Source organism: Streptomyces sp. ISL-10, from assembly GCF_018614575.1.
Classification (GTDB): Bacteria; Actinomycetota; Actinomycetes; order Streptomycetales; family Streptomycetaceae; genus Streptomyces.
In genome coordinates, this window is sequence record NZ_JAGGOJ010000011.1 from 123,324 (window position 1) to 140,075 (window position 16,752).

A 16,752-nucleotide genomic window follows, 5' to 3' on the forward strand; every position below is an offset into this window, starting at 1 on the left:
GCCTAGGGGAGGGTAACGACCGTCGCGGCGTAGACGAGACCCGCCCCGAAGCCGATGACGAGCGCGGTGTCGCCGCTCTTCGCCTGTCCGGTCGCCAGGAGCCGCTCCATGGCGAGCGGAATCGAGGCGGCCGAGGTGTTGCCGGTGGTCTCCACGTCACGGGCGACCGTGACGTGCTCCGGCAGCTTCAGCGTCTTCACCATCGAGTCGATGATCCGCATATTGGCCTGGTGCGGGATGAAGACGTCCAGGTCGGCCGCCGGGATGCCGGCCGCGTCGAGCGCCTGCTGGGCGACCTTCGCCATCTCGAAGACGGCCCAGCGGAACACCGCCTGGCCCTCCTGCGTGATGGCGGGGAACTTGTCGACGGACCCCTCGCGGTAGTCCGTCCACGGCACGGTCTGCTTGATGGTCTCGGACTTGTCGCCCTCCGAGCCCCACACGGTCGGGCCGATCCCCGGCTCCTTCGCGGGGCCCACGACGACCGCTCCCGCGCCGTCGCCGAACAGGAAGGCCGTCGCACGGTCCTCCAGGTCGGTGAGGTCGCTGAGGCGCTCCACGCCGATCACGAGCACGTACTCGGCGGAACCTTCCACCACCATGCCCTTGGCGAGCGTGAGCCCGTACCCGAAGCCCGCGCAGCCCGCGGAGATGTCGAACGCGGCCGGCTTGACGGCGCCGATCCGGTCGGCGATCTCCGTGGCGACGGCCGGGGTCTGCTTGAAGTGCGACACGGTGGAGACGATCACGCCGCCGATCTGCTCCGGGGTGATCCCCGCATCGGCGATCGCCTTGCCCGACGCCTCGACCGACATCGCGGTCACGGTCTCCTCGGGCGAGGCCCAGTGGCGCGTGGCGATGCCCGAGCGCGAGCGGATCCACTCGTCGGAGGAGTCGATCGTCTCGAGGATCACCTCGTTGGGCACGACGCGGGTCGGACGGTAGCCGCCGACACCCATGATGCGTGCGTACGGGGCGCCCTGACTGGGCTTGATCTTCGACATGCGCTACGGCTCCTTGTCAGGCTGCTTGGTGCTCGGCGACGAGCGTGCGGGCCGCGTCGAGGTCGTCAGGGGTCTTCAGCGCGAGTGTCTGGACGCCCTTGAGGGCGCGCTTGGCGAGACCGGTGAGCGTACCGCCCGGGCACACCTCGATGAGGGCGGTCGCGCCGAGCGCGGCGAACGTCTCCATGCACAGGTCCCAGCGCACCGGGTTGGCGACCTGGCCGACCAGGCGCGAGACGACCTCGGCACCGGTGGCGACGGTGCGCCCGTCCTTGTTGGAGACGTACGGGACGGCGGGGTCGGCCGGGTCGAGGCCCTGCGCGGCCTCCTGGAGCTTCGCGACCGCGGGCGCCATGTGATGCGTGTGGAACGCGCCGGCCACCTGCAGCGCCACGACCTTGCGGACGCCTTCCGGCTTGTCCGCCTCCAGCGCGGCCAGTTGCTCCATGGTGCCGGCGGCGACGATCTGGCCGGCGCCGTTGACGTTCGCCGGGGTCAGGCCGAGCTTCTCCAGGTGCGGGACCGTCACGTCGGGGTCGCCGCCGAGCAGCGCCGACATGCCGGTCCTGGTCACCGCGGCGGCCTCGGCCATCGCCAGGCCCCGGGCCCGTACGAGTCGCAGCGCGGCGGTGTCGTCGATGACGCGGGCGAACGCGGCCGCGGTGATCTCGCCGACGCTGTGGCCGGCGACCGCGCCGGGCGTCACGTCACCGAGGGCGGAAGCGGACAGCAGGCCCGCCGCCACCAGCAGCGGCTGGGCCACGGCCGTGTCGCGGATCTCGTCCGCGTCGGCCTTCGTGCCGTAGTGGGCAAGGTCGAGGCCGATGGCGTCCGACCAGGCGGCGATGCGGTCGGCGGCACCGGGGAGGTCGAGCCAGGGGGCAAGGAAGCCGGGCGTCTGAGCGCCTTGGCCGGGAGCGACGAGTACGAGCACCCTCACACTCTCTCTTGTGGACGGCTCGGCCCGCCCGTGAGGACAAGGACGAAGAACCGTCAGGGGAATTGTCGGTGTTCCACAAAAGTCTAGAGCTGGCTGTCTCCGTCGGCCAGACGCCCGAGAATCAGGGCGATCCGCAGAGTGAACGCCGAGCGGACATCGGAGGGTGACCAGCCGGTGACGTCCGTCACACGTCGGAGCCGGTAGCGCACGGTGTTGGGATGGACGAACAACATCCGTGCGGCGCCTTCGAGGCTGCTGGCCTGCTCCAGATACACACTCAGAGTCTCCAGCAGCGCCGAGCCTGCCTCCTCCAGCGGTCTGTAGATCTCCTCCACCAACTGCTCGCGCGCCGCAGGGTCCGAGGCGATCGCCCGCTCCGGCAGCAGATCGTCCGCGAGCACCGGCCGCGGCGCGTCCTGCCAGGCGGAACACGCCTTGAGGCCCGCGGCGGCGGCCTGCGCCGACCGCGTCGCGGCCAGCAGGTCGGGCACGATGGGCCCGGCGACGACGGGACCGGCCGCATACGGGCCGATCAGGGCCTTCGCGACATGCAGCGGGTTGTCGCTGCCGCCCGCGATGACGACGAGCCGGTCGCCGAGCACACCGGTAAGCACCTGGAGCTTGGCGTGCCGGGCGGCCCGGCGGATCGCCTCCACCGTCAGTTCGCTGTCCCCGTCGGGGGCGGTGCCGAGGATCACGCACACGTGCTCGGGGGAGTTCCAGCCGAGGGCGGCCGCCCGGGACACGGCGCCCTCGTCGGCCTCGCCGGACAGCACCGCGTTGACCACCAGCGACTCCAGGCGGGCGTCCCAGGCGCCGCGGGCCTCCGCGGCCTGGGCGTACACCTGCGCGGTCGCGAACGCGATCTCCCGGGCGTACACCAGCAGCGCCTCGCGCAGCACCGACTCGTCGCCGGGGGCCGCGACCTCCTCGATCGCCGCTTCCATGACCTCGATGGTGGTGCGCACCATCTCCACGGTCTGGCGCAGTGTGATCGCCCGGGTCAGCTCGCGGGGAGCCGTGCCGAAGACGTCGGTCGAGATCGCCTGCGGCGTCTCCGGATGCCGGAACCACTCGGTGAACGCGGCGATACCGGCCTGCGCGACCAGTCCGATCCACGACCGGTTCTCCGGGGGCATGGCCCGGTACCAGGGCAGCGACTCGTCCATGCGCGCGATGGCGTTCGCGGCCAGCCGGCCGGAGGACTGCTCAAGGCGACGCAGGGTCGCGGAATGTGGATGGGAGGCGTTCGCTGCAGGTTCGGGCACGGGACAAGACTGCCTTATCAGGACGCGAGGGCTAAGTGCCGGGGTTCCCTCATCGCCGCGTGTACCGCCGCGGCCGGGCTACGGTGGTCCGGTGACTGCCATCCGGACCTCCATCCGGCGCTCCGCCGACCGCTACCCGGGAGGCGACCCGGCGGCCGGGATCGAGTCCCTGCACGCCTTCTCCTTCGGGCGCCACTACGACCCCGACAATCTGCGCTTCGGCGCGATCCTCGCCTGCAACGAGGAGCGCCTCGCGCCCGGCGCCGGGTTCGACGAGCACCCGCACAGCCACACCGAGATCGTCACCTGGGTCGTCGAGGGCGAGCTGACCCACCGCGACTCCGCGGGCCACGCCACGCTCGTGCGCCCGGGCGACGTCCAGCGTCTCAGCTCGGCGGGCGGCGTACGGCACGTCGAACGCAACGACGGCCCGGACCCCTTGGTCTTCGTGCAGATGTGGCTCGCCCCCAAGGATCCCGGCGGCGAACCGTCGTACGAGATCGTCAGCGGGATCGCCGACTCCACGCCGTACGCGCTCCCGGAGGCGGGCGCGATGCTCCACGTCCGGCGCCTCGGTGCGGGTGAGCGGACGGCGGTGCCGGACGCGCCCTTCGTGTACGTGCATGTCGTACGCGGACATGTGCGCCTGGACGGCGAGGACTTGGCCGCCGGCGATGCGGCGCGGATCACCGGGGCGAAGGATGTCGAGCTTCTGGCCGGGCAGCCGGCCGAGCTGCTGCTCTGGGAGATGCGCGAAGCGCCCTGACCCATGCGCGCACAGCACCGTGGACGTGGCGTCCCTCGCCGTTGCCTCCCGGGAGGACGTGCGAGGTGACCCGCCCTCGGCGTCGCCCGGGAGAGTCAGCGGCCGAGTTCCGCGAGCACCGCGTCCGTGAACGGCGGCCACGCCTCGATCGCCCACGGCCCGAACGCCCTGTCCGTGAGCGCCACGCACGCCGCCTGCGCGTCCGGGTCGATCCACAGGAACGTGCCGGACTGGCCGAAGTGGCCGAAGGTCCGCGGCGAGGACGAAGCCCCCGTCCAATGCGGGGACTTGGCATCCCTGATCTCGAAGCCGAGACCCCAGTCGTTGGGCTTCTGATGGCCGTACCCGGGCAGGATGCCGGACAGACCCGGGTGCACGACGGACATGGCCTCCAGCACCGTACGCGGATCCAGCAGCCGCGGCGCCTGCACCTCGGCCGCGAACCGCACCAGGTCCTCGACCGTCGAGACGCCGTCCTTGGCCGGGGAGCCGTCCAGCGTGGTCGACGTCATCCCGAGCGGCTCCAGCACCGCCTGGTGCAGATAGTCGGCGAACGGGATCTCGGTCGCCTTGGCGATGTGGTCGCCGAGCGCCTCGAAACCCGCGTTCGAATAGAGCCGGCGCGTGCCCGGCGCGGCCATCACCCGGTGTTCGTCGAAGGCGAGCCCCGAGGTGTGGGCGAGGAGATGGCGGACGGTCGCGCCCTCGGGTCCGGCCGGCTCGTCGAACTCGATCGCGCCCTCCTCGTACGCCACCAGCGCCGCGTAAGCCGCGAGGGGCTTGGTGACGGAGGCGAGCGGGAAGCGGTGGGCTGTCGGGCCGTGGGAACCGGCGATGGTCCCGTCCGCGCGCACGACGGCGGCCGCCGCGGTCGGTACCGGCCAGTTCTCGATCATCGCCAGGCTCTGCATGCGTACGAGCCTAGACGGTGCTACAGACTGAGCCGCATGGCCGGGTCCGGAGTGCGGACGAAGCCCAGGGACGCGTACAGCGGCTCGCCGTCCTCGGAGGCCCGCAGGTCGATCCTGCGCACGTCCCGCTCGCGGAACCAGCCGAGCAGGCCCTCCATGCAGGCGCGCGAAAGGCCGCTGCGTCGCATGTCCTCGTCGGTGGCGACGCTGAACACGTAGCCGGTCGTGCCGCGCGGGTTGCCCGGGCCGCCCAGCCGGTACTCGATCGTGCCCACCGCGCAGGCCGCGAGCCCGCCGCCGGGCCGCTCGACGACGTACGCCGCCAGGTCGCCGGACGGGTCCGCCAGCCGGTCCCGCAGTGTCGCCACCGCGGCGGGCTGCCAGCTGACATCGGGGTTCGGGCCGTGGCAGGAGTCCTGCATCACCTTGCGGAGGCGGACCAGCTCTTCGGCGTCGGCGGGGACGGCGCGGCGTGGGGTGCTCATGGCCAGGCAGCGTAGATCGGGCCGGATGGCGATCGCCACAGGATTGCCCTTGCTTGGAGTGCACTTCAAGGTTCTAGCGTGGAACGCATGACGGTGATCGAGAACACGACCGCCCGGACCGATCTGTGCAAGGCCGCGCCCCCCACGCATCCGCGCCCCGAGGGCCAGGACCGCTACACGATCAGCGAGGTCGTCGCCTGCACCGGCCTCAGCGCGCACACCCTGCGCTGGTACGAGCGGATCGGGCTGATGCCGCACGTCGACCGCTCGCATACTGGGCAGCGGCGGTTCACCAACCGCGACCTGGACTGGCTCGCCTTCGTCGGCAAGCTCCGGCTGACGGGGATGTCCGTCGCGGACATGGTCACGTACGCCGAGATGGTGCGCGAGGGCGAGCACACCTTCGAGGCCCGCGCGGAACTGCTGCAGCGCACCCGGCGCGACGTCCTCGACCGGATCGCCGAACTCCAGGACACGCTTGCCGTGCTGGACCACAAGATCGAGTTTTACGCGGACGCCCGCCGGGCGTCGGAGAGGTCCTGACTCTGATGAACGACAGCAAGATCGCACAGGTGCGCCTCGGCACGGAGGGCCCCCTCGTCGGGGTCCAGGGCCTCGGCTGCATGGGCATGAGCGAGTTCTACGGCGACACCGACGAGACCGCGGCGAGGCACACCCTTCGGGCGGCGCTCGCCGAGGGCGTCACGCTCTTCGACACGGCGGACGTGTACGGGCGGGGCGCCAACGAGGAGTTCCTCGCGCCGTTCGTGGCCGAGCACCGCGACGAGATCACACTGGCCACGAAGTTCGCCATCGAGCGCACCGACCATCCGCACTACCGGGGCCTGCGCAACGACCCCGCGTACATCCGGCAGGCCGTCGAGGGCAGCCTGCGGCGGCTGGGCACCGACGTCATCGACCTCTACTACATGCACCGCCGCGACCCGGCCGTGCCGCTCGCCGAATCGGTCGGCGCGATGGCCGAACTGGTCCAGCGGGGCCTCGTCAGGCACCTCGGCCTGAGCGAGGTCACCGGCGCCGAGCTGCGCGAGGCGCATGCGGTGCACCCCATCGCCGCTCTCCAGTCCGAGTGGTCGCTGTTCAGCCGGGACGTCGAACGCAGCGCGGTCGGCGCGGCCGCCGAACTGGGCGTGGCGTTCGTGCCGTACTCCCCGCTCGGACGGGGCTTCCTCACGGGCGCGTTCACGGACGCGGGCAAGGACCTGTCAGAGGGCGACTTCCGCCGCCACCAGCCGCGCTTCACCGGCGAGAACGCGCGGGCGAACGCGGCGCTGCTGGAGCCCGTGCACAAAATCGCCGCCACGCACGGGGTGACGGCGGCGCAGGTCGCCCTGGCCTGGGTCCACCGGCGCGCCGAGGTCCACGGCCTGACGGTGATACCGATCCCCGGCACCCGCAAGGCCACCCGCCTGCTGGAGAACGTGGCGGCGACGCGACTGACGCTGAGCGCCGAGGAGCTGGCGGAACTGGAGCCGATCGCGGCCCGGGTGGCGGGCGACCGCTACCCGGACATGTCGTCGACGGCGGCGGCGCGGGAGTAAGGGGTGGCGGGGTGGGGAGACCTCACAGCTCCGCCAGCAGCTCCGCCTTCTTCTTCGTGAATTCCTCGTCCGTCACCAGCCCCGCCAGATGCAGATCCCCCAAGTGCCGTATCCGGTCCGCGATGTCCGCGGGGTCGCGGCGGGCGGGGGGTGCCGTCAGGGCCGGGGCGGGTGACTGGGCGCGTACGGCCTCCAGGACCGCCGCCGCGAACGGCAGCGACTCGTGCACCGGGCCGTAGCCGAGGCCGAACACCACCGCCGCCGGATCCTGGTCCGCCTGCGGCGCGGGCGCGCATGCGCCTGCGCGCGGCAGCAGGCGCAGATAGCCGTCGAACGCCTCCGGGGAACGCCACTCGACCCCGGTCAGTTCGGACACCGGCCAACTCTGGTCACCCGCATTCCACTTGGCGGTCGACGCCGCCGTGCGGGACCAGCGGAACCGCACGCGCGAGCCGTCGAAGGACGCCTTCCCGTCGTACGCCTTGAAGCCGAGCGGCGCGGGGGGCGCGGCGACCGCGTACCGTTCGGCCGGCCGGTCGGCGTCCGGGCCGAGCATGTCGCGCAGCGCGTCCGCGTAGTACTCGGCGAGCGTCTCGCGATCCACGGGCAGCACCAGCCGGTACGGGTCGCAGGCCTCTCTGAGCTGTCCCGCCGCCGCGTCCATCAGCGGGTCGGCTCCCGGTCTCGGCACGGCGTGCAGCACAACGGTCCCGGGCTTGCCCGGGGAGAGTGTCACCGCGGCAAACGCTTCGTGGGGGACGCGCCGTTCACGCAGGGCCGAGAAGAGCTTCGGCCTGCGGACCCCCCGATCGAAGCGGATGAGCACGGAGTCGGTCTCGAACTCCCAGGTGGCTTGAATTCCGGCCAGCACATCACCCATGTGCCTCATCGTATGCGGCCGACGCCGGTCCGTCGCCCCTCGGCGGCAAGCCCGTTCCTCGAAGCTCTACGCGCGTTGGTCCGCGTCCTCGCCGTAAATACCGCTGCGGCACGTGTCGGTGTCGCCCGCACAGCTGATGTCCTCGTACGAGCCGACGCCGATCTCGGCAAAGTTGCGGACGCTTTCGGTACCCGGCTCGAAATAGCCTGCATGGCCGATCGCGCGCTCCGCGGAGACGATCCGCGCACCGAACTCCGGCGTCACCGGGTCCTCGCCGTGCCCCAGCCCGCCGACCGCCAGGTGCGGCACGTCCTGGATCCAGTCGTCACCGTCGCGCGTGGCCCAGACCCGGGCGGTGGTGCCGAGTTCGGCGACGCTCTCCGCGCGCATCCCCGGGCTGCCGGCGACCGCGATGTCCTCGACCCGGGCGGGCAGCCGCCGGGCGGCGACGCCGCAGACCACGGAGCCGTAACTGTGGCAGAACAGTGCGATCTTGGAGTTCCCGGGCAGCGCCTCGGTGAGTGCGCCCAGCCGCACCGCGCCGTCCTCGGCGAGCCGGCCGATCGCCGAATCCATGCCGACACCGACCGGCGAGGTGTAGTCGGCCCAGGCGATGACGGCGGTACGGGTCCGGGGCGCGGCGGCCCGTTCGGAGGCGTACAGGGACTGCGCCATGCCGACCGGCGCGGTGTACTTGCGGGCCGTCTTCTGGAACGTGAGCAGGTTGGTGTCGACGCCGGGGACGATCACCGACACCCGCTCGGCGCGGTCGAGGTCGCCGAACACCTCGGCGACCCGGCCGGGGCCCGTCGGGTCGAAGGAGAGGATCTGCCGGTCCGGCTCCATCAGCGCCTGGAAGCGGTGCATCCGCCGGACCGCCTCGTGATGGCCGTCCGCGGTGAGGTCGGCGTCGGCGACCCGTCGCCGCTCGGCCGCCAGCGACTCCGCGAGCGCGTGCCGGTTGGCCCGGTAGCGCAGGGCGACGGGCGCGCCGTTGAGGTTGCCCACGACGTGGGGGAAGTCGGTGGCCAGCCGCTTGCCCCGGGCGCTGCCGATCGCTGCGAAGAACGCGGCGAGCCGGGTGGGCGCCGCGTCGGGCGCGGGCAGCGCCTCGGCTCCGATCCGGGCCTTGCGCCACCCCGCCAGTTCCGCGGCCAGCGCGGTGCGCGGACCGCCCTGATCCCGTATGGCGGTCCACCCGGTGGTGGCCAGCATCATGAAGACCACCGCGAGGGCGAGCAGGGCGCGCCAGACGGCCGGGGCGGGGGATGAGTCGAAAGAAGTCACTGCGGGACACCCTAGGAGACGGGTGGGCGCGCACGCGAAGAGGGTGAGGCAGATCACGTGTGAAGGGGGGAATGAAGGGGCACGAGGGTGACGTTCCGTGCGCGCGGCGTACGTATCGGCGTAACCTCCGCGCCCGCGCGTGACGTTGACGGTCTCTGCGCCCGCCGCACGCCCGCAGCGCGGACCTGCCACCGTGCGCCCTGCGGCGCTTCGGCCTCGGCTGCCCGCATGCCCGTGACGGCCCCTCATCTGCCGCAGGCCCCGCGCGCTCGGCGGCCCACCAACCCGCCCGTCTTGCCGGCTTCGTCGGCCGCCCCTGCCGCCCCTGCCGCCCCTGCCGCCCCTGCCGCCCCTGGTGCCGCTGAGGGCGGTGCGGCGGTGTTGCGGACCTTCCCGCCCGGAAGCCCGGGGTGCCGCGGCGGTCGTCGCGGCCGTCCGGACGCCCGCCGCCCGGGGGCCGGTCTCAGTGGTCGTCGCGGCCCTCGACAGTGCGCGGCGTTCTTGCGGACCTTCCCGCCCGGGGGCCCTGGATTCCAGCGGTCGCCGGGGTCGTCGGCGCGCCAGCCTGGGGGTCGGGCCTCTCAGTGGTCGTCGCGGTGTGTCGTCCTGGTGCCGCTGACGGCGTGCGGCGGTCTTGCGGCCAGCTCGGTTGGTCCGCCAAGGGGCTATCTCGGCTGCCGCCCCTGCCGCCCCTGCCGCACCCGGTGCCGCTGAGGGCCGTGCGGCGGACTTGCGGACCTTCCCCGCCCCGGGGCCTGGATCCCAGCGGTCGCCGCGGCCGTCAGGACGCCCGCCGCCCGGGGGCCGGGCCTCAGTGGTCGTCGCGGCCGCCCCGGCCGCCCGCGTGCCAGTCCCCGGCCAGGGCCGGGCCCAGGTGGTCGAGACAGGTCTCCATCAACGCCCGGATCGCCTCCACGCTCGGGTCGTCGCCCTGTCCCCACAGCCGGCCGGCCACTCGCATGACGCCGCCGAACGCGGCGACAGCAACCCGCGGCCGGGGATCGGCGTCCACATCCAGTCCCTCGCGCTCGGCGATCAGGCCGGCGAGCAGGTCCTCCATCTCCGCGGAGCGCCGCATGTGCGCGGCGAGCAGTGCGGGGGTCGACTCGATCATGAGGAAGCTGCGCATATGGAGGTCGAGCGGGACGATCTCCTCGATGGCGACCTCGATCGTGTCCCAGGAGGCGGAGACGGCGTTGCGCAACGCCTCGAAAGGGCCTTCCCCGGCCGGACGCTGGCGCAGCGCGGCGATGTAGTGCGACTCCGCCAGCTCCTGGACGGCGAACGCGACCTCCTCCTTGCTGGCGAAGTACCGGAAAAAAGTGCGCTGGGAGACCTCGACCGCGTCGACGATCTCGTCGACCGTCGTCCGTTCGTACCCCTGGGTGGTGAACAGCTCCAGTGCCGCACGCACCAGCGCGTCACGGGTGCGCTGCTTCTTGCGGGCACGCAGTCCGGGCGGCTCGACCGTCACGTCATCGTCCTCTTTCGCCTGCGTTCGTCCAGCTCAGCGTACCTGTGAGCGATGTGACAGCTACCGACTAGTGAACTCGTTTGTCAACTGTCAGTCGCTGACATTAGCCTCGCCGTATGACTAGTCAGACCACCGTCGATAAGGTGCCGAGAGATTCCGGAGGTCCCCAGGACTCCGCCCCGGTGCCGGTCAAGGGGCTGCGCGGCCACCCCTGGCTGACCCTGTTCGCCGTCGCCATCGGTGTGATGATGGTCGCGCTCGACGGCACGATCGTCGCGATCGCCAACCCCGCGATCCAGAAGGACCTCGGCGCTACCCTCTCCGAGGTCCAGTGGATCACCAACGGCTACCTGCTCGCCCTCGCCGTCGCCCTGATCACGGCGGGCAAGCTCGGTGACCGCTTCGGCCACCGCCAGACGTTCCTGACAGGCATCGCGGGCTTCGCCGCGGCCTCCGCGGCGATCGGTCTGTCCGACTCCATCGCCCTCGTCGTCGTCTTCCGCGTGTTCCAGGGCCTGTTCGGCGCGCTGCTCATGCCGGCCGCCCTCGGCCTGCTGCGCGCCACGTTCCCCGCCGAGAAGCTGAACATGGCCATCGGGATCTGGGGCATGGTCATCGGTGCCTCCACCGCGGGCGGCCCGATCCTCGGCGGCCTGCTCGTGGAGCACGTCAGCTGGCAGTCGGTGTTCTTCATCAACGTGCCCGTCGGCGTTGTCGCCCTCGTCTTCGGCCTGGTGATCCTCAAGGACCACCGCGCGGAGAACGCGCCGCGTTCGTTCGACATCCCCGGCATCGTGCTGCTGTCGGGTGCCATGGGCGCGCTCGTCTACGGCCTGATCAAGGCGGGCGAGTCCTGGGGCTGGGGCGGCGGACGCACCTGGCTCTGCCTCGGCGCCGCGATCGTCCTCTTCGTGCTCTTCGCCTTCTGGGAGACGAAGGTCAGGGAGCCGCTGATCCCGCTCGGCCTCTTCCGCTCCGTCCCGCTCTCCGCGGGCACGGTCCTGATGGTCCTGATGGCCTTCGCCTTCATGGGCGGCCTGTTCTTCGTGACCTTCTACCTCCAGGGCGTGAAGGGCCTCAGCCCCGTCGACAGCGGTCTGCGGCTACTGCCGCTGACGGCCATGATGATCGTGTCCTCGCCACTGGCGGGCGCCCTGATCACCAAGTTCGGACCGCGTGTCCCCCTCGTCGGCGGCATGGTCTGCACGGCGGTCGCCATGTTCGGGATGACGGCCCTCACCGAGGGCACGGACACCCTGGTGATGTCCCTGTGGTTCGCCCTGCTCGGCCTCGGTCTCGCGCCGGTCATGGTGGGCGCCACCGAGGTCATCGTCGGCAACGCCCCGCTGGAGCTCTCCGGTGTCGCCGGCGGCCTCCAGCAGGCCGCGATGCAGGTCGGCGGCGCGCTCGGCACGGCCGTGCTGGGCGCCGTTATGTCCTCCAAGGTGAGCGCCGAATTCGCGGACAACTGGCAGGCCGCGGGCATTCCCGTCCCGCCCGACCCGCGGCTGGAGGAGGCCGCCGAGTTCGGCGCGGTCCCCGAGGAGTTGGCCGGGGCACCGGGCATGACGCCCGATCTCGTCACCAGGATCGGTGACGTCATCCATGACACGTTCATGTCCGGCATGGGCCTGGCGTTCACCGTCGCCGGTGTCGTCGCGGTCGTCGCCGCCCTGGTCGCCACGCTCACCAAGCGCGGAGACAACGCGGAGGCCGGTGCGGGCGGCGCCCACATCTGACGTCAACCGCGTGCACGGCAGAGCCCCGCCGGCCACCCCGGGCGGGGCTCTCACCTATCCGGGTGATCCACCCATGGCCCCCTTACGCGGGTACGTCACCGCAGGTCAGGCTGCGATCAAGTGATCCACACGGCATGATCCACACGACATCGGGGGACGATCCGTCATGCGTACGACTGTGTTCGCGGCGGCCGCGCTGGCCGCCACCGCCCTGCTCGCACCCGCCGCCGCGTCCGCGGCCTCCCCGCAGCCGCGCCTGGGGGCCTGCGCGCCGGGGGAACTGTGCCTGTGGCAGAAGCCGGACTTCCAGGGCACCCCCCAGGTGCACGAGCTCTCGGGCACCGACATCGACAGCTGCCTTCCGCTGCCCGGCGGCACGAGCGCGGCATCGCTCGCCAACCGGACGGGACGGCCCGTGACGACGTACCAGTCCACGGAGTGCGCGGAGACAGGCGAGTTCGAGACCTATCCCGGCGGCGGCACCTGGGTGCCCGAATCGCCCTACCGGGTGCGGGCGTTCAAGATCTGGGAGAACTGAGGCCGCGGCCAGGGCTCTCCGGGTGCACCCCCGGGGAGCCCGGCGGACGTGACGCACACTGCCGGTCCGGGCGCCCTTGAGCGCCCCGACCGCGCCGGCCGTGCTCCCCTGCGCAGCCGCAGCCCACGGCTCTACGCGGTGTCCCCGCCCGGCCCGCCGACCACTTCGCCGACCGCGACCGGTCCCACCGGCCCTTCCGATGCCCGGCTCGCGACCCCGGCCCCCTGATGGGGCACCGTCCCTGGCCCGCTCCCGGCCGCCGGCGCTGTACCCGACAGTCGCGACACCTCCCGCCGCAGCTGCTTCACCTCTGCGGTCAGCGCCTCCAGCAGGGCGGTCTGACGGCGCTCGGCTTCGTCGTCCCGCTCGAAGCGGGAGATGAACCAGGCGGCGATGTTCGCCGTCACCACACCGAGCAGTGCGATGCCCGAGATCATCAGCCCGACCGCCAGCAGTCGGCCGAGACCCGTCGTCGGCGAGTGGTCCCCGTAGCCGACCGTCGTCATCGTCGTGAACGACCACCACACCGCGTCGCCCAGCGTCTTGATGTTCCCGCCGGGCGCGTCGCGCTCCACCTGGAGCACCGCCAGCGAACCGAACATCATCAGCCCCACCACCGCGCCGCCGACGTACGTCGTCAGCGTGATCTGCGTGGCCATCCGGGCCCGCCGCCCCACCAGCATCAGGGTCGACACCAGCCGCAGCAGGCGAAGCGGCTGCACCAGCGGCAGGATGACGGCGCACAGATCCAGCGGATGGCTGCGGACGAACAGCCACTTGCCCGGTGCCAGGGCCAGCCGTACGAGATAGTCCACGGCGAACGCCGCCCACACCGCCCACTCGGTCACCGTGCACGAGTTGATCACCCATGCCTGCGCGCCGGGTGCCACGATCGGCACCGCATACGCGACGGCGAACGCCATTGCGAGTCCCAGCAACGGCCCCTGGGTGCGCGCCTCCCAGCGCATCTGCGCCGTTCGTTCCTTCATGGCCGCATCGTAAAGGGGGTGTGCGGGGACGAACCCCGCACACCCCCTGCGTATCGGAGCGGCTATGCGTCGCCGCCGGCCGCGCCCGGGTCCGCCGCCGCCACGTCGAGCAGCTGGTAGCGGTCCACCGCCTGCTTCAGCACGCTGCGGTCCACCTTGCCCTCACGCGCCAGCTCGGTGAGCACCGCCAGCACGATCGACTGCGCGTCGATGTGGAAGTAGCGGCGGGCGGCACCGCGCGTGTCCGCGAAGCCGAAGCCGTCGGCGCCCAGCGAGGAGTAGGTGCCCGGCACCCAGCGGGAGATCTGGTCGGGCACCGAACGCATCCAGTCGGACACGGCGACGAACGGGCCCTCGGCCCCCGAAAGCTTCTGCGTCACGTACGGAACCCGCTGCTCCTCCTCGGGGTGGAGCAGGTTGTGCTCCTCGGCCGCGACGGCGTCGCGCCGCAGCTCGTTCCACGAGGTCGCCGACCACACGTCGGCGCATACGTTCCACTCCTCGGCGAGGATCCTCTGCGCCTCGACGGCCCACGGCACGGCCACGCCCGAGGCCATGATCTGCGCCGGGATCGAGCCCTGCTCGCCCCGCCGGAAGCGGTGGATGCCCTTGAGGATGCCGTCCACGTCCACGTCGGCCGGCTCGGCCGGGTGCTGGATGGGCTCGTTGTAGACGGTGAGGTAGTAGAAGACGTCCTCGCCGTGCGGGTGCTCGGCGTCGCCGCCGTACATCCGGCGCAGTCCGTCCTTGACGATGTGCGCGATCTCGAAGCCGAACGCCGGGTCGTAGGCGACGCAGCCCGGGTTGGTCGAGGCGAGCAGCTGCGAGTGGCCGTCCGCGTGCTGCAGGCCCTCACCGGTCAGTGTGGTGCGGCCGGCCGTCGCTCCGAGCACGAAGCCGCGCGCCAGCTGGTCGGCCATCTGCCAGAACTGGTCACCGGTGCGCTGGAAGCCGAACATCGAGTAGAAGACGTAGACCGGGATCAGCGGCTCGCCGTGCGTCGCGTACGCCGAACCGGCCGCGATCAGCGAGGCCGTGCAGCCCGCCTCCGAGATGCCGTCGTGCAGCATCTGCCCGGTCGGCGACTCCTTGTACGCGAGCAGCAGCTCACGGTCGACGGCCTCGTACTGCTGGCCGAGCGGGTTGTAGATCTTCGCACTGGGGAAGAACGAGTCCATGCCGAAGGTGCGGTACTCGTCGGGCGCGATCAGTACGAACCTCTTGCCGATCTCCTTGTCCCGCATGAGGTCCTTCAGCAGCCGGACGAACGCCATGGTGGTGGCGATCGACTGCTGACCGGAGCCCTTCTTCACGGACGCGTACGTCTTCTCGTCCGGCAGGACGAGCGGCTCGGACCGCACGACGCGGGTGGGCACATAACCGCCGAGCGACTTGCGGCGGTCGTGCATGTACTGGATCTCCTCCGAGTCACGGCCCGGGTGGTAGTACGGCGGCGGGCCGGACTCCAGCTGGGCGTCGGAGATCGGGATGTGCAGGCGGTCGCGGAAGCGCTTGAGGTCGTCGACCGTCAGCTTCTTCATCTGGTGCGTGGCGTTGCGGCCCTCGAAGTTCGGGCCGAGCGTCCAGCCCTTGACCGTCTGCGCGAGGATCACGGTCGGCTGGCCCTTGTGGGCGCGGGCCGCCGAGTACGCGGCGAAGATCTTCTTGTGGTCGTGACCACCGCGGCCCAGGTGCAGGATCTGCTCGTCGGTCATGTTCTCGACCATGGCGCGCAGCCGGTGGTCGTCGCCGAAGAAGTGCTTGCGGATGTACGCGCCGGTCTCGGTGGCGTACGTCTGGAACTGGCCGTCCGGCGTGGTGTTCAGCTTGTTGACCAGCACGCCGTCGCGGTCCTGCGCGAGCAGCGGGTCCCAGGTGCGGTCCCAGACCAGCTTGATCACGTTCCAGCCGGCGCCGCGGAACTGCGACTCCAGCTCCTGGATGATCTTGCCGTTGCCGCGGACCGGGCCGTCGAGGCGCTGCAGGTTGCAGTTGACGACGAAGGTGAGGTTGTCCAGGCCCTCACGGGCGGCGATGGACAGCTGGCCCAGCGACTCGGGCTCGTCCATCTCGCCGTCGCCGAGGTAGGCCCACACATGCGAGTCGGAGGTGTCCGCGATGCCGCGGGCCTGCATGTAGCGGTTCATCCGCGCCTGGAAGATCGCGCCGAGCGGGCCGAGGCCCATCGAGACGGTGGGGAACTCCCAGAAGTCCGGCATCAGCCGCGGGTGCGGATAGCTGGACAGGCCGTACGGCGCCTTCGACTTCTCCTGGCGGAAGCCGTCGAGCTGCTGCTCGGAGAGCCGGTCCAGCAGGAACGCGCGGGCGTAGATACCCGGGGAGGCGTGCCCCTGGAAGAAGATCTGGTCGCCGCCCTTGCCGTCGTCCTTGCCGCGGAAGAAGTGGTTGAAGCCCACGTCGTACAGAGAGGCGGAGGAGGCGAACGTGGCGATGTGGCCGCCGACGCCGATGCCGGGGCGCTGCGCACGCGAGACCATCACCGCGGCGTTCCACCGGGTGGCGTTGAGGACCTTGCGCTCGATCTCCTCGTTGCCGGGGAAGAACGGCTCGTCCTTGGTGGCGATGGTGTTGACGTAGTCCGTGCTGCGCATCTCGGGCACGGCGACGCGCTTCTCGCGGGCCCGCTCGATGAGGCGGAGCATCAGATAGCGGGCGCGCTCGCGGCCCCGCTCGTCGACGGCTGCGTCGAGGGAGTCCAGCCACTCCTTGGTCTCTTCAGGATCGAAGTCCGGGACCTGGCTGGGAAGGCCGCCAATGATGATCGGGTTGCGATCGGATCCGGAAGCCACGCTGTTCCTTCGCTGTTCGGGGGTCTGCCGCGACGTGATGACGGGAAGACGCGCTGACGTGATGTCGGGCAAGCTGTCGCACCGCCTCCATCGTGTACC

The 16,752-nt window shown here is 71.4% G+C and carries 15 protein-coding genes; 5 read left to right on the forward strand and 10 right to left on the reverse strand.

Annotated elements, in window-relative coordinates:
- Nucleotides 1-2 precede the first annotated feature (2 nt).
- From J7E88_RS13180 to J7E88_RS13190, 3 genes are all read right to left on the reverse strand, one after another.
- The gene (locus tag J7E88_RS13180; RefSeq protein WP_215180440.1) at nucleotides 3-1,004 is read right to left on the reverse strand and encodes a ketoacyl-ACP synthase III; all 1,002 of its coding nucleotides are present in this window, start codon (nucleotides 1,002-1,004) and stop codon (nucleotides 3-5) included.
- A 16-nt stretch (nucleotides 1,005-1,020) separates the two neighbouring features.
- On the reverse strand, nucleotides 1,021-1,938 hold the full coding sequence (locus tag J7E88_RS13185) for an ACP S-malonyltransferase (protein WP_215180442.1): 918 nt from the start codon (nucleotides 1,936-1,938) through the stop codon (nucleotides 1,021-1,023).
- A gap of 89 nt (nucleotides 1,939-2,027) precedes the next feature.
- Complete coding sequence (locus tag J7E88_RS13190) at nucleotides 2,028-3,212, reverse strand: CdaR family transcriptional regulator (protein WP_215180444.1); 1,185 nt, start codon at nucleotides 3,210-3,212, stop codon at nucleotides 2,028-2,030.
- 91 nt (nucleotides 3,213-3,303) lie between these two features.
- On the opposite strand from J7E88_RS13190, the gene J7E88_RS13195 reads away from it, so the two are divergent.
- Nucleotides 3,304-3,978 (forward strand): pirin family protein, encoded by a 675-nt coding sequence (locus J7E88_RS13195; RefSeq protein WP_308307488.1) that lies wholly within the window; start codon nucleotides 3,304-3,306, stop codon nucleotides 3,976-3,978.
- A 95-nt stretch (nucleotides 3,979-4,073) separates the two neighbouring features.
- Here the strand turns inward: J7E88_RS13195 and J7E88_RS13200 are convergent, their stop codons facing one another.
- Together J7E88_RS13200 and J7E88_RS13205 are read right to left on the reverse strand one after the other, a co-directional pair.
- Entirely contained in the window at nucleotides 4,074-4,889 is an 816-nt protein-coding gene (locus J7E88_RS13200; protein ID WP_215180446.1) for a serine hydrolase, read from the reverse strand.
- Between the two features lie 20 nt (nucleotides 4,890-4,909).
- Nucleotides 4,910-5,374, reverse strand: coding sequence for a GNAT family N-acetyltransferase (locus tag J7E88_RS13205; RefSeq protein ID WP_215180448.1), 465 nt, complete (start codon nucleotides 5,372-5,374; stop codon nucleotides 4,910-4,912).
- An 87-nt stretch (nucleotides 5,375-5,461) separates the two neighbouring features.
- Here J7E88_RS13205 and J7E88_RS13210 point away from each other — a divergent pair, with 87 nt between their 5' ends.
- Nucleotides 5,462-5,917: a MerR family transcriptional regulator gene (locus J7E88_RS13210; RefSeq protein WP_215180450.1), complete on the forward strand. Its 456-nt coding sequence runs from the start codon at nucleotides 5,462-5,464 to the stop codon at nucleotides 5,915-5,917.
- Between the two features lie 5 nt (nucleotides 5,918-5,922).
- Nucleotides 5,923-6,936 (forward strand): aldo/keto reductase, encoded by a 1,014-nt coding sequence (locus J7E88_RS13215; protein ID WP_215180452.1) that lies wholly within the window; start codon nucleotides 5,923-5,925, stop codon nucleotides 6,934-6,936.
- A 22-nt stretch (nucleotides 6,937-6,958) separates the two neighbouring features.
- Here the strand turns inward: J7E88_RS13215 and J7E88_RS13220 are convergent, their stop codons facing one another.
- The 3 genes from J7E88_RS13220 to J7E88_RS13230 form a co-directional block, all read right to left on the reverse strand.
- A complete protein-coding gene (locus tag J7E88_RS13220; protein ID WP_215180454.1) occupies nucleotides 6,959-7,816 on the reverse strand; it encodes a DUF4429 domain-containing protein in 858 nt (285 codons plus the stop codon).
- A 66-nt stretch (nucleotides 7,817-7,882) separates the two neighbouring features.
- Entirely contained in the window at nucleotides 7,883-9,103 is a 1,221-nt protein-coding gene (locus J7E88_RS13225; protein WP_215180456.1) for an alpha/beta hydrolase, read from the reverse strand.
- 811 nt (nucleotides 9,104-9,914) lie between these two features.
- Nucleotides 9,915-10,577 (reverse strand): TetR/AcrR family transcriptional regulator, encoded by a 663-nt coding sequence (locus J7E88_RS13230; RefSeq protein ID WP_215180458.1) that lies wholly within the window; start codon nucleotides 10,575-10,577, stop codon nucleotides 9,915-9,917.
- 116 nt (nucleotides 10,578-10,693) lie between these two features.
- Between J7E88_RS13230 and J7E88_RS13235 the strand changes: the two genes are divergently transcribed.
- Both J7E88_RS13235 and J7E88_RS13240 read left to right on the forward strand, forming a co-directional pair.
- A complete protein-coding gene (locus J7E88_RS13235; RefSeq protein ID WP_215180460.1) occupies nucleotides 10,694-12,316 on the forward strand; it encodes an MFS transporter in 1,623 nt (540 codons plus the stop codon).
- 166 nt (nucleotides 12,317-12,482) lie between these two features.
- Nucleotides 12,483-12,854 (forward strand): peptidase inhibitor family I36 protein, encoded by a 372-nt coding sequence (locus J7E88_RS13240; RefSeq protein ID WP_215180462.1) that lies wholly within the window; start codon nucleotides 12,483-12,485, stop codon nucleotides 12,852-12,854.
- Between the two features lie 131 nt (nucleotides 12,855-12,985).
- Here J7E88_RS13240 and J7E88_RS13245 read toward each other — a convergent pair whose 3' ends face one another.
- On the reverse strand, nucleotides 12,986-13,843 hold the full coding sequence (locus J7E88_RS13245; protein WP_215180464.1) for a potassium channel family protein: 858 nt from the start codon (nucleotides 13,841-13,843) through the stop codon (nucleotides 12,986-12,988).
- 62 nt (nucleotides 13,844-13,905) lie between these two features.
- Complete coding sequence (gene aceE, locus J7E88_RS13250; RefSeq protein ID WP_215180466.1) at nucleotides 13,906-16,653, reverse strand: pyruvate dehydrogenase (acetyl-transferring), homodimeric type; 2,748 nt, start codon at nucleotides 16,651-16,653, stop codon at nucleotides 13,906-13,908.
- Nucleotides 16,654-16,752 lie beyond the last annotated feature (99 nt).

Bases quoted from the DNA above. Each gene is read 5' to 3' on its own strand.
- J7E88_RS13240 (WP_215180462.1), top strand. From the start codon at position 12,483: ATGCGTACGACTGTGTTCGCGGCGGCCGCGCTGGCCGCCACCGCCCTG.
- J7E88_RS13245 (WP_215180464.1), bottom strand. From the start codon at position 13,843: ATGAAGGAACGAACGGCGCAGATGCGCTGGGAGGCGCGCACCCAGGGG.
- J7E88_RS13180 (WP_215180440.1), bottom strand. From the start codon at position 1,004: ATGTCGAAGATCAAGCCCAGTCAGGGCGCCCCGTACGCACGCATCATG.
- J7E88_RS13235 (WP_215180460.1), top strand. From the start codon at position 10,694: ATGACTAGTCAGACCACCGTCGATAAGGTGCCGAGAGATTCCGGAGGT.
- J7E88_RS13215 (WP_215180452.1), top strand. From the start codon at position 5,923: ATGAACGACAGCAAGATCGCACAGGTGCGCCTCGGCACGGAGGGCCCC.
- J7E88_RS13210 (WP_215180450.1), top strand. From the start codon at position 5,462: ATGACGGTGATCGAGAACACGACCGCCCGGACCGATCTGTGCAAGGCC.
- J7E88_RS13200 (WP_215180446.1), bottom strand. From the start codon at position 4,889: ATGCAGAGCCTGGCGATGATCGAGAACTGGCCGGTACCGACCGCGGCG.
- J7E88_RS13220 (WP_215180454.1), bottom strand. From the start codon at position 7,816: ATGGGTGATGTGCTGGCCGGAATTCAAGCCACCTGGGAGTTCGAGACC.
- J7E88_RS13205 (WP_215180448.1), bottom strand. From the start codon at position 5,374: ATGAGCACCCCACGCCGCGCCGTCCCCGCCGACGCCGAAGAGCTGGTC.